The organism is Hymenobacter sp. M1-2, from assembly GCF_057808495.1.
In genome coordinates this window covers 64,369-77,025 of the sequence record NZ_JBTYZO010000019.1, presented here as the reverse complement: position 1 = coordinate 77,025, position 12,657 = coordinate 64,369, and the positions used below count along the sequence as shown (strand labels likewise).

The 12,657-nt window shown below is 61.2% G+C and carries 7 protein-coding genes and 1 pseudogene; 2 read left to right on the top strand and 6 right to left on the bottom strand.

The genetic code is table 11. The features are described 5' to 3' along the window. Positions 1-288: 288 nt before the first annotated feature. From ACYSMN_RS18005 to ACYSMN_RS17985, 5 genes are all read right to left on the bottom strand, one after another. Entirely contained in the window at positions 289-1,434 is a 1,146-nt protein-coding gene (locus ACYSMN_RS18005) for an efflux RND transporter periplasmic adaptor subunit (protein WP_488925307.1), read from the bottom strand. Positions 1,435-1,489: 55 nt separating this feature from the next. Continuing rightward, complete coding sequence (locus ACYSMN_RS18000; protein ID WP_488925306.1) at positions 1,490-6,064, bottom strand: CusA/CzcA family heavy metal efflux RND transporter; 4,575 nt, start codon at positions 6,062-6,064, stop codon at positions 1,490-1,492. A gap of 261 nt (positions 6,065-6,325) precedes the next feature. Continuing rightward, positions 6,326-7,159, bottom strand: a complete 834-nt coding sequence (locus tag ACYSMN_RS17995; RefSeq protein ID WP_488925305.1) for an oxidoreductase — start codon at positions 7,157-7,159, stop codon at positions 6,326-6,328. Between the two features lie 15 nt (positions 7,160-7,174). Next, entirely contained in the window at positions 7,175-7,801 is a 627-nt protein-coding gene (locus ACYSMN_RS17990) for an FMN-dependent NADH-azoreductase (RefSeq protein WP_488925304.1), read from the bottom strand. A gap of 87 nt (positions 7,802-7,888) precedes the next feature. Next, entirely contained in the window at positions 7,889-8,758 is an 870-nt protein-coding gene (locus ACYSMN_RS17985; protein WP_488925303.1) for an AraC family transcriptional regulator, read from the bottom strand. Positions 8,759-9,009: 251 nt separating this feature from the next. On the opposite strand from ACYSMN_RS17985, the gene ACYSMN_RS17980 reads away from it, so the two are divergent. Further along, entirely contained in the window at positions 9,010-9,597 is a 588-nt protein-coding gene (locus ACYSMN_RS17980) for a hypothetical protein (protein WP_488925302.1), read from the top strand. A 244-nt stretch (positions 9,598-9,841) separates the two neighbouring features. Then, positions 9,842-11,764, top strand: a complete 1,923-nt coding sequence (locus ACYSMN_RS17975; protein WP_488925301.1) for an FYVE zinc finger domain-containing protein — start codon at positions 9,842-9,844, stop codon at positions 11,762-11,764. 80 nt (positions 11,765-11,844) lie between these two features. Here the strand turns inward: ACYSMN_RS17975 and ACYSMN_RS17970 are convergent. Then, positions 11,845-12,612: pseudogene (locus ACYSMN_RS17970) on the bottom strand (SDR family NAD(P)-dependent oxidoreductase). Positions 12,613-12,657: the final 45 nt, after the last annotated feature.

Genomic DNA, 12,657 nt, shown 5'->3' with positions numbered 1-12,657 from the left:
CCGCAGGATAGCTCTCATGCGGCAGCACTTCATAGCACAGCAGAAACTCGCTTCGCACGTGCGCTAACCCACGTTGCGGAGTAGCCGCGTAGCGGCAACAGGTTTGTAACCCCAAATCGTTTTGCGGGATAGCGCCGCGTAGCGGTGCCAGATCGGCGGGCGTCTCTGGCACCGCTACGCGGCGCGGGGATGGTTCAGGTCTGGTTTTCTACAAACCTTCAGCCGCTACGCGGCTACTCCGCAACGTGGGTTAGCGCACGTGCTGTTCGGAAATGGGCGCACCTAGCCTTATTCTTCTGGCGCGTTCTTGAGCTTGCCTAACAGCGAGTAGGCGCCATCGGTGACGAAAGTGGTGGTAGCAGGCAGGCTAGGAGGGAGCCTTACTTCAGTGTAGCCATCTTCCTGACGGCCGGTGGTGAAAGGGACCATGCGGTAACGGCCCGGCGCTTCTACCAGGAAGCCGTAAGTCTGGCCTTCGAAACGAACTATGGCCGAATTCGGTAGCGTAGGAGTTTCAGTGCGGCCAGTTTCTATGGTGGCGCGCACGTAGAGGCCCGGCAGCAGGGCGGGGTCGTTTTCCTGGTCGAGGTGGCCGTGGACGCGCACGGTCCGGTCTTCGCCGATGGCCCGCCCGACGAGGTGGACCCGAGCCGTCCGCTCCCGGTTGGTGCCGGTGGAGTCGCTGGCCAGGGTGAAGCGGATGAGCTGGCCTTTGCGCACCCGCGCCACGTCGCGCTCAAACACGGTGAGCTCAACGTGCAGGTGTTCGGGGTCGACTATTTCAAACAGAGCATCGGTAGGCGTCACACTTTGCCCTACCGTCACATTCACGGCCCGCACGAAGCCTGCTCGTGGTGCCCGCACGGCGGCCGTCGTTACGATGGGCCCGCCCACGGGCAGGCCTGCTAACCGCAAGCGGGCAGCTTGGGCGTTGGTTTGTACCCGCAAGGCATCGTATTCGGCTTGGGCCCGCTGGTAGTTTTTTTGGGGTGCTACTTCCTGCTCGTACAGTTCCCGCTGCCGCGCCAACTCGGCTTGGGCGTAGGTGAGGCGGCTGCGCGTTTCCAGGTAGTTTTGTTGCAGGGTCACGAATTCGGGGTTGCGAATTATGGCCAGAATTTCGCCTTTGCGGACCCGTGTGCCTTGGAGCAGCTGGGTGTTATCAACGAAGCCGCCTAGGGGCGCGGTGATGGAAACGGCGCTTTCCGGCGGCACATCGAGGGTGCCATTTACGGCCAAGCCTGTTCCTATGGGCCGGGTTTCAACGTGCCCAGTGCGCAATCCAGCTGCTTGTTGCTCGGCGGCGGAAAGAGTTACGAGGTCTGTTGCTGCTTCGGCGGCTTCTGTGCCAGATACCGCGGACCTTTCGGCTGCCTTATCAGCCTCAGCGGCCGTGTCGGACTTGCCCCCGCAGTTGGCTAAAACCAGACTCAAGATCAGCAGAGAAGATACTATTCTGGGCATGTTGTGAGGCAAAGAAAGGGCAGCACTACTGCGCGGCACCGAGCAAATAATCCAGCTCGATTATATTTTGGTTGTGTTCGAGCAGCGTCTGAAGATGGGCCGTGCGCAGGCCCAGTGCCCGGTCCAGGTTGAGCAGGTGTTCAGCGTAGCCAATCTCGCCGGCTCGGAAAGCTCGGGTACTCAGCCGCACGATAACCGTGGCTTGGGGCAAACCAGTTTGTTGGTAGAAAGCCAGGCGCTGCTGCTGCTCCGTGAGGCGCGCGCGTAGCTCATCGAGCCGGGCAGCCAATTCGGCTTGCTGGCGCGCGTACGTGGCGGCCGCTGCTTGCTCCTGCAACACAGCACCGCGCACCCGCGCCCGTTGCGGCCCCAGCCACAGCGGCATCGCCACACCCGCTTGCACACCCTGAAACCGGTTGCCCGCTCCGTAGTACCGCTCCGGGCCGCCCACCCCACCAATGGTCTGTGGCCCAATCAACGACTGGTTGAAATAGCTCAACGACAAAGTAGGCAGGCCCTGGGCCTTCTCGGTGCGGGTGGCGGCCCGCCGCTCCGCAAGTTGTTGGCGTAGTACGCGGGCTTCCGGGTTTTGGGTAAACAGCGTAGTGTCGATAGTGATTGTAAGGGGCAGAGCCGGTACCAGTGGCCGCAGTGCGCTGTCAGCTATGGCTATCGGCTGAGGCGACTGTAGTAAGGCTTGCAGTTGCCGACGCGCCACCTCGTAGTTGGTGCGGGCCTGGCGGAGCAGGATGGCGGTTTCGCCTTGTTGCACCAGCGCCGTGGCCGGTTCTAAGCGGGCTACTTCGCCGGTTTTGAACCGCAGCTCGGCGGCCCGCAGAAACGCCGTATACAAGCTGTCTTGCCCGCGCAGTACCCGCAGCCGGTGCCGAGCGTGTAAAGCCTGCTCATACGTGAGCCGCACTTGCCGCCGCAGTTCCGCCTTGGCCCGCGCCAGTTCCTGCTGCCGCCCGGCAATCTGGGCATCCACCAGCCGCACCTGGCTGCGGTACACCCCCGGCAGCGCCAGCGACTGGCTGAGAGTGAAGTTGTTGTCGTTGCGGTAGGAGTTGTACTGCCCGTAACTCACGCTTACCGCCGTGCGCCCCACATCATACGCCGCCCGCCGTACGGCCTGCTGGGCTTCCAAGGCTCGTTGCGCCGCCAGCACCGTGCCATTGGCCTGCAACGCCTGGCTCACCGCCTGGGCGGAAGTCAATGGGCTGTTGAGCTGCACATCCTGGGCTTGGGTGAGGGTGGGGAAGAAAAGGAGTAGAAGGAGGGCCTCACCCCGTAGTCCCCTCTCCCGTGGAGAAGAAGAATTAGTTGTAGTTGCCTCATCCCCCCGGCCCCCTTCTCCCGTGGAGAAGGGGGAGCCAGACGAGTTTTTAGCTTTAGAGCTAGAAGCACCACTAACTTCTTTTAGAACTAATTCCCTCGCTCCCCTAGGAGAGGGGGCTAGGGGGTGAGGCTCCGACAGCGCGTACAGCACCGGTAGCACGAGCAGCGTGAGCAATGTGGCGGTGAGCAGGCCGCCGATTACTACGGTGGCGAGAGGACGCTGTACTTCCGCACCCGCGGAGGTGGACAGCGCCATGGGCAGAAAGCCCAAGGACGCTACCGTGGCCGTCATCAAAACCGGGCGCAAGCGTACTTGAGTGCCCTGCCAGATGCGCGTGTACAAGTCGGTGATGCCCTCGGCTTTGAGTTGGTTGAAGTAGCCGATGAGCACGATGCCGTTGAGCACGGCCACGCCGAACAAGGCAATGAAGCCCACGCCCGCCGAGATGCTGAATGGCATTTCGCGCAGCCACAACGCCAATACGCCGCCAATAGCCGATAAGGGAATGGCCGTGAAAATGAGCAGCGCTTGCTTCACGGAGCGAAACGTGAAATACAGCAGCACGAAAATCAATCCTAATGCCACAGGTACCGCAACACTCAGGCGCTGAGTAGCCTGGCGCAAATTCTCGAACTGCCCGCCGTAGGTGGTAGTATAGCCCGGCGCGAACCGAATGTGTCGGTCGATGAGGGCTTGGAGCTCCTGCACCACGCTTTCCACGTCGCGGCCACGCACGTTGAACGCCACCGTGATGCGGCGCTTGGCATCGTCGCGCTGAATTTGGTTGGGGCCTTCTACCAGCGCCACGGTGGCTACTTGTTCCAGCGGCACCTGCTGGCCGGTGGGCGTGGCCAGGAGCAGCTGGCTCACTTGGCCAATGTCTTGGCGTAGCTCGGGGCGCAGGCGCAGTACCACGTCGAAGCGGCGCTCCTGCTCGAAAAGCTGGCCAGCCGTTTGGCCAGCGAAGGCCGTTTGCACGGTGCGGTTCACGTCGGCTACGTTCAGGCCAAAGCGGGCCAGCCGGGCGCGGTCTAGCTGCACCACTATTTGCGGCAGGCCGGTTACTTGCTCCACGTACACGTCTTCGGCCCCAGCCACTTGGCGCACGAGGCGGGCCGCCTGCCGGGCGTAGCGGCTCAATTGGCTGAGGTCTTCGCCGTAGATTTTCAGCACCACGTCTTGCTTGGCGCCGCTGCTCAGCTCGTTGAAGCGCATCTGAATGGGCTGCTGAAAGCTGAAGGTCATGCCCGGAATAACGCCCACGGCGGCAGCCATCTTCTCCGTCAGCTCTTCCCGGCTGCGGGTGGTGGTCCATTCGGTCTGGGGTTTGAGCACCACCATCAGGTCGGCGGCGTCTACGGGCATAGGGTCGGTGGGAATTTCCGCGGCGCCTATTTTGCCAATTACAGCTTTTACTTCATCTGGAAACTGCCGCCGCAAAATGCCCGCTGCTTGCTGCGACTTCGCCACCGTGTAGCGCAACGACGAGCCCGTGAGCGTGCGGACTTCCACCGCGAAGTCGCCTTCCCAGAGTTGCGGAATAAACTCCCCGCCCAAGGTTCGGAACAGCAGCCCCGCGCCCACTAGCAAGCCCACCGACGACACCAGCACCACCGTTTTTCGCCGCAGCGCCCACGCCAGCAGCGGCCGGTAGCGCACCGTCAGCCAGTCCATCATTCGGTCGGAAATGGTGCGGCGGGGGGCGGGGTTGCGGCTCAGGGCCAGCGCCGACATCATGGGCACGTAGGTGAGGCTCAGCAGAAAAGCGCCCAGAATGGCAAAAGCCACGGTCTGGGCCATGGGCCGGAACATCTTGCCTTCCACCCCCACCAAAGCCAGCAGCGGCAGATACACAATCAGGATGATGATTTCGCCGAAAGCCGCCGAGGAGCGAATCTGCGAGGCGGCCCCGTAAGCTTCCTCGTTCATTTCCTCTGCCGTGAACATACGGCTAGGAACCGCCGCGTCTGTGGCCAAGCCCGCGCGCAAAGTGCCGGCGTGCAGGCGGTGCACAATGGCTTCCACGATAATCACGGCCCCGTCCACAATCAGCCCGAAATCGATGGCGCCCAGACTCATCAGGTTACCCGACACGCCAAACAGCCGCATCAGGCTAATGGCAAACAGCATAGCCAGCGGAATAACTGAGGCCACCACTAGCCCCGCGCGCCAATTGCCCAGGAACAGCACCAACACGAACACCACAATCAGGGCCCCTTCAATGAGGTTTTTGCTGACGGTGTGAATGGCGCGGCCCACCAGGTCGGAGCGGTCCAGGTACACTTCTATCTCCACGCCTTCGGGCAGGGACTTGCGCACGGTTTCCATGCGCGCCTTCACGGCTTTGATGACTTCGTTGGCATTGGCGCCTTTGAGCATGAGCACGAGGCCGCCGGCCACTTCGCCCTCGTCGTTGCGAGTCATGGCGCCGTAGCGCACGGCCGCGCCTAGCCGCACATCGGCCACGTCGCGCACCAGCACGGGCAGCCCGGCGGCCGTGCTGCGCACCACAATGTTGCCGAGGTCATCGGTGTTTTCGGCTAGGCCTTCGGTGCGAATAAAGTAGGCGGCGGTTTGTTGGTCGAGGTAGGCGCCGCCGGCATTTTGGTTGTTGGCGGCCACGGCCTGGTACACTTGGTCCACGGTCACGGTGAGGGCGCGCAGGCGGGCCGGGTCGAGGGCTATTTCGTACTGCTTGAGCAAGCCGCCGAAGCTGCTCACGTCGGCCACGCCGGGTGTGCCCAGCAGCTGCCGGCGCACCAGCCAGTCCTGAATGGTGCGCAGCTCGCGGGCGTCGTAGCGCTGCTCGTAGCCCGGTTTGGCCCGCACGATGTATTGGTAAATTTCGCCCAGGCCGGTGCTTACGGGCGCCATTTCGGGCCGGCCCACGCCCGCCGGAATCTGGCTTTCGGCCTCACGCAGCCGCTCACTGATTTGCTGCCGCGCCCAGTAGATGTCCACTTCATCCTTGAAGACTATGGTAACCACCGAGAGCCCGAAGCGCGAAAAGGAGCGCACTTCCTCGCGGCCCGGAATGGTAGCCACACTCTGCTCCACCGGAAACGACACCAGCCGCTCAATGTCGCCGGCCGCCAACGCGGGCGCCACGGTGTACACCACCACTTGGTTGTTGGTGATGTCGGGCACGGCATCGATGGGGAGCCGCAGGAGCGAGTAGCTACCCCAGACCACCAAGGCCAGCGTCAGCAGCCCGATGATGAGCTTGTTGTGAATGGAAAAATAGATGAGCCGGTCAAGCATCTACTGAGGAGTGAAAGCCAACGTGCCTTACGTATTTGCCACGGGCAAGTCGGCCGCTCGTCCGCGGCCATGCTTGGCGCAGGGCAAAGTAAACAGCCGGCGCGAGGTCCAAATCTACTCACTAGCCGAGCCACCGCCGCCGAAAACACCAAAACGGCGGCACGAGTAATCGTGCCGCCGTTTTGCTGGGGCTGTACCAAAAAGTATCTGGGCTCACAAAGTCAGGTCAGCGCCCTTGCATCAGACCGCAAAGGTGGAAGGCTACTGAAAAACGGCACTTTCCGCTACTTCCCGGTAGGCATCCAGATCTTGCTGCACGCTGGCGAGTTTGGCGGTGAGCGTGGCCACGGCCGTTTTGCCCAAGGGCAGCCGTAGCGGCGGGTTCTCGGACCGCACCACTGCCAGAATAGCCTGCGCGGCTTTTTGCGGGTCGCCTTCCTGCTTGCCATCTACGCCTTTGATTCGCTCCCGAAACACACCCGCCGTGTCATTGTAATCGTCGATGCGTTGCTTGGCGAGTTGAAAGCCAGAGCTAGCGAAGCGCGTACGAAACGGCCCCGGTTCCACAATGGTCAGCTTGATGCCCAACGGCGCCACTTCGGCGGCCAGCGCCTCACTGAATCCTTCGAGGGCAAACTTGCTGGCGCTGTAGATTCCGAAACCCGGCGCCGCCTTAAACCCGCTGTGCGACGACAGCTGCACGATGTGGCCGCTCCGTTGTGTCCGCAGCAGCGGCAGCACGGCTTGCGTAAGATGCAGCGTGCCGAAGAAGTTGGCTTCAAACACCGCCCGTACTTCAGTTAGACTGGTTTCTTCCACGGCCCCGGCAATACCGAAACCAGCATTGTTCACCAGCACGTCGAGCCGCCCAAACCGCTGCTCAATGGTCCGCACGGCCTGAGTAACGGCTTCATAATTAGTGATGTCGAGCTGAAGAGCCAGGGCTTCGTCTTTGTGGCGGTTGTTGAATACATCCACCTGCACCGGGTCGCGGAAGGTGCCGATTACAAAGTCGCCGCTGTCGAGCACGGCTTCGGCCAGCGCCTGCCCTATACCACTGGAAATGCCCGTGATAAACCAAATTTTCTTGTCCATAAGGTGTGCTGTGGGTTAAGCGGCGTGATTGACGGCCGCGCGGTCTATTTTACGCAGCGCCTCTTCGCGGGTGCGCACATGCGTGGCTTCGTCGGTGCTGGTGCCTTCGATGTTCAGAAACTCCACCGACGTAATGCCCAGGAAGCCCAACAGGGCCCGCAGGTAAGGCTCCACAAAATTCAGGTGAGCGATGGGGCTATGCTGGTACACGGCCCCGGCCGCCACCGCAACGTAGGCCGGCCGGTCGGGCACGAGGCCGTGCAGCCCCGTTTCGTCGGCGGAAAACGTGAACCCAACCCGTACAATCTGGTCGATATAGGCTTTCAGGGCCGATGGCAGGGAGAAGTTGTAGATGGGCGTGCTGATGAGCAGGATATCGGCGGCCAGAAACTCGGCAATCAACTCATCCGATAGCGCCGTGGCGGCGGCTAGCTCCGGCGTGTGCTGCTCCTGCGGCGTGTAGTAGCCCGCAATGGTGGTATCGGTGATGTGGCCGATGGGAAACTGCGCCAGGTCCCGCACGCGCACCGTGGCGCCGGGGTTGGCCTGGAGCCAACGCGTTTGAAATTCATCGGCAAGGGCGCGGGAGTGCGAATTGGTCAGGCGGGCGCTGGCATCGATGCGCAATAAGGTCTTGTTCATGAGTCGTTTTCTGGGGGTGTTGGAACGACTCAAAGGTCCGGCCTCCGCCTACCGATGGGCTAGCAGGAAACCGACCTTCTTCGGTAGTTATCGGAGATGCTGCGCCCGAAAAGCCAGCGGCGACAAGCTAGTTTCGGCTTTGAAGAGCTTGGCGAAATACGACGAGTCGAACACGCCCAGCTGGGCCGCAATTTCAGCCACGCTCTGGTCGGTAAAGGAGAGTAGGCGCTTGGCTTCCAGCACGAGGCGAGCCCGCAGTATCTCGCTGGCCGTGCGGCCCGTCACGAGCTTTACCACATGATTAAGATGGTGCTGCGTGATGTGAAGCCGGGTGGCGTAGTCACCGGCCGTGAGCGGCTCCGTGAAATGGGCGTCTACGAGCTGCTTGAACTGCTTATAGAGCACGAGGTATTTCTTGGCCACCGGCTCGGGTGCTTCGGCATCTACGCACCGCTGAATCTGGGCCAGCAGCACGTGCAGCAGCGCCTGCGCAATGCGCGGCGCGTAATCGGGCCGTTGGCGCTCCGTGAGCAGTAGGTTGATGGTTTGCTGGATTTGCTGGTAGCTGGCCGCATCGGGCTGCACGAACGGCCGGCCGTAGAAATTATCCAGGAAGCTCAGCTCGAAGAGCGTGTCCTGGTTTTGTTGATGGAGCAGAAAGAAGTCTTCCGTGAAGAAGATGCTGCCACCCGTCACGTGCTGCCATTCTTCGAACTGGTGCAGCTGGCCCGGCGAAATAAAGAACAGGCTCTGGGGCGCTATCGTGTACTGCTGGTAGTCGATAACCTGCTTGCTGACGCCGGTTTCGGTCCAGATGATTTCGTAGAAGGTATGCTTGTGCAGGTCTTCCACCTCAGGCTCGACTAAATCCTCGAACCGAACGATTTCAAACGCGGTAGGATTGGCCGGCTCGTTGATAAAGTGCCCGATGGAGTAATAAGGAAACAGCTCTTTCACGCTACGAATAACCAACTTCGCCGCCAAATGGCTGGACTGCCCGAGAAGAGCCGTTGCACCAGACCAGCAGAAGGTGTGTTAGCCGGTGGCTTGCGCTTTTAAGAGCGGCTGCGTTCCATCGTGTTGCGGGCCTCAAGGTCTAGCTTGGCACTCATTATTATCTCATCTTTACGACCTGGTTCCGGGGCCTTATGCATGAGCATCCCAGACCGTTTTATCTTGTTGCTTGAAATTCACTTTTCTCTGTTTGTATGACCAACGAATTTTCCCTGCTAGAGCGTAACATTCTCAAAGCGAAAGGCCTGCTGGAAGAGCAGCTCACTGCCCTCGGCGAAATGGGGGTGCGCAGCCGCGCCGACTTCGTCGAAATTGGCAATGTGGTAACGCTCCTCGAACTGCTGCCCGACCTGCACCCCGACGTGGCGGCCCGCGTGCTGGAATGGGCACTGCCCACCACCCCGGCCGCTGCGCCCACCGCCGCCGAGGCTCCTACGGTGCTGAGTGGCCCGGCCCAACCCATCCTCGTCGATTCTTCCGATGTGGTGTACTGCGCCAATTGCCACCACAAGCAGCCCAAAGATTATACACCCGGCGACTTGTGCGTGAACTGCGGCCGCCAAGCCGAGCCTATCGAACAGTGTTTCTGGTGTGGTTCCAGCGGCCCTGGCCGCTTCTGCCGCAGCTGTGGCGCCACGTTCGTACGCACCGCCGACCTGCCGTTGGCCCTGCTCCTGCGCCGGGATGGCCTGTCCAAGGACGACATTCCGCGTCGTTTGGCCGAGTCTTCAGTTGAGGAGAAAGAGCAACTGTGGGGTCGTGTACGCCGGGCGCGTATTTAGGCCCAGGCGCTGTCTTATGCTTTGCTGACCAGCTGAAAAGCAGCGGAGAGGCTGTTGCCGGACTCCTGCTTTTTCGCGCCCCAAGCCGCTTGGTTAAGCCGCTTGGTTAGGTTGAGGCGAAGCAATTCGGTGTGCTTTGGCATCGGCCACGGCCAGCACTATTGTACCATTCCTGTTCATCCCATTCCACCAATAGTTTATTCTCAATTTTCTGATGCGCGCTATTTGCGAAACTTGCGGCCATATGCAGCCGCCCGACTGGAAACCTGGCGACCTGTGCGGCCATTGCGGCACCGTAGTGCGGCGCGAAAAACGCTGCCATTGGTGCGTACAGCTCACCCCCGACGGTAAATTTTGCCGCCACTGCGGGGCCGGGTTGGTGCCCGACACGCAGTTTGGGGCCGCCCGCTGGCTAAAGCACCTCGGTTCCGACCAATTCGCGATTCCCACCCGGCTCGCCGACATGGACCCGGAGCAGGTGGAACACTTTACGCGCCTCTACCAGCGGCACGCCATCGTGGTCGAGCGGCACGTCGATGATCTGGCTTTCGTGGAAGGATTTACCCGGCAGCGCGGCTGGGCCCGCAACCTGGAGGCGGAGCTCCTGCCTCGCTTGCCCCTGCCCGATGAGGAACTGCGTGCGCTCAGCCTGCCACCCTTACGCGGCATTACCGATGCCGAAAAGCTACTCGAAATTCGGGAAGCCACGCCCTTCCTAACCACACACTACTTGGCCGCGCTGGCCCATTTACGCCAATGGCAAACCAGTGAAGAAGAATTTAACACCAACCATAACTCCAGCATGGACCTGGCGTGGCAGGCTCTACGAACTGCCGACGCGAACCTGCGCGAAGAGGCTGCTTTGGTGCTAAGCCATTGGCGTCTTGTCATAAGTCGGCCCCAGGAGGGCATACTAGTAGATGCATTGCGTGCGAGTTCAGCTGCCTCGGTAGAAGCGGCCGTTAATCTGGCGCTGATTGAAGCCCAGCAGCGCAATGAAGGGCAGCCCGTGCCCGCCGTAGCACTAGGCTCCGAAAACGCCGATCTGGCTTTTGCGGCCGCGCTGGCAGGCCGTCATCCTGATCCTCTGTTGGCTAGCTTGCGGGTGCCCGTGCGTTCTTTTGCCGCCGCCTACACCCTCACGGCCATGAACGCCGACTTCGCGCTGGCTCCGCTGCTGCCTAATTTCACGCCGAATGAGCTTGAAGACCTGCTCAATATACTAACCCGGACGAAGCGCCCCCGCCCCGACTTACGGCCGTTTCTGATGGCAGTGGCGGCGGGCCAGCACCAGTTCCAGCGCCACGACCGGGCCAAGGCCCGTGAGTTGCTGCTGCTCGATTTGCGGCCGGATGATGCCGTACGCTTAGTGCGGGAAGAGCCCGACCGGTTTTTCATTACGAAGGTATTGCAGGCGCCCACGCTGCCCCCAACGGAAGTAGTCGATGTATGCCGTGAGTTGGTGGCGCTCAACTTGTTTTACCCCTCGCAGCTTTCCATTCTCACTGAGCTTATTAATCGGGACGTGCTGCCCCTGAGTTTTGTACCGGACACATTTCGCACGTCACCGAATACTTCGCTCTACGGGTTAGCTACGCTGGCCCGCCACCAGCTAGAGACGCACGACAGCCGCCAAATAGCGGCCTTGCACGCGTTTCTACGGGGCATGATGTGGGACCATGCCGCGCCGCTTGAGTTGCGGCGCCAGGCTGGCAACTTGCTCATGAGCTGGTACAAAGGCAGTGCGCAACGGCCAGCCCTGGGGTTCACGGAGGAAGCCGCCACGGTGTACTTCAACTCCTTCAAGGAGTACGTAGAGCAATTTCTCCATGGCCTCGAACACCCAGCCGCACTAACAGAAATTGATGCGTACTACGATTTCCTGCACCCTCTGGAAACGGCTGCCAGGCCAGATGATGCTGCGGTGATGACGGCCGCATTTGTCGCCTTGCCTCCGGCCTTGGTTTTGCGCTTTCGGGCGGCGCTCGTGGCCCTAGTTTGTGATGAAGAGGGCTCTTGGAACCTGCGCAAGGCGGCCATTCAGGTGCTAGGCCATTTGCAGCGCTACTCGCCATGGCGCGAGGCTATACGCGCTGAGCTGGCGGGTCTTCGTGGGGTGGAGCTGGATTTTATGGTAGATGAGGTGCTAGCCGACGAAAGCAGCTAGTCGGCCTTGCCTTCGGGGCCACGATCAGAATATAGCGCCGTCCTACAGTGGCGCACTATGTGGGACTGAATGATAATGGGTTAGCGAGTAGGAACCTGCGCCCGCATCATCCGGTCCCACATGCCATCTGAGGGTAGGCGCCGGATCTTAGGCATCACCTTGGCCAACATCCCCACCCGATAACGACTACGCGGGTTGCTGCTCGTGGCCGCTTCCACAATAACGGCGGCCACCTGCTCGGGCGTGAGGATGCCGTACGAATTGCCCGGCTCAAACATACGCGTGGTCATTGCCCGGAAGTTTTTACGGAACGTGTGGTACGGGTCATCGGCAATGGGCGCCGGATAGCCGGCCCCGGCCACCCCTATGACATTGGTGTAAACGCCACCCGGTTTGATAAGCGACACGTGGACCCCAAAATCCCGCACTTCAAAGCGCAAGGCATCCGCAAACGATTCCAGCGCATACTTGGTGGCGTGGTAGGCGCTGGCTCCCGGCGCAGTGAAGTCGCCACCCGTGGAACCGACGATGACGATGCGGCCCGTACCCACGCGCCGCATGCCGGGTAGCACGAGTTGGCACATTCGTATCAGGCCAAACACGTTGGTCTCGAACTGTTGGCGCAGGGCTGCTAATGGCAATTCTTCCAAGACTCCGTTTTGCCCATAGCCAGCATTATTGACGAGGACATCAACGCGGCCGGCTTCGTTTCTACGTGCCGCACGGCCGCCACCATCGAGTCTTCATCCGTTACGTCGAGGGGCTACGGCGCGGGCGCCTAGCGCTACCAATTCGTGCAGAGCGGCGGGCTTACGGGCGGTGGCGTACGTCACGAAACCGCGGGCCAGAAACAGTTTGGCGGCCGCAAACCCGATGCCCGGCGAAGCACCGGT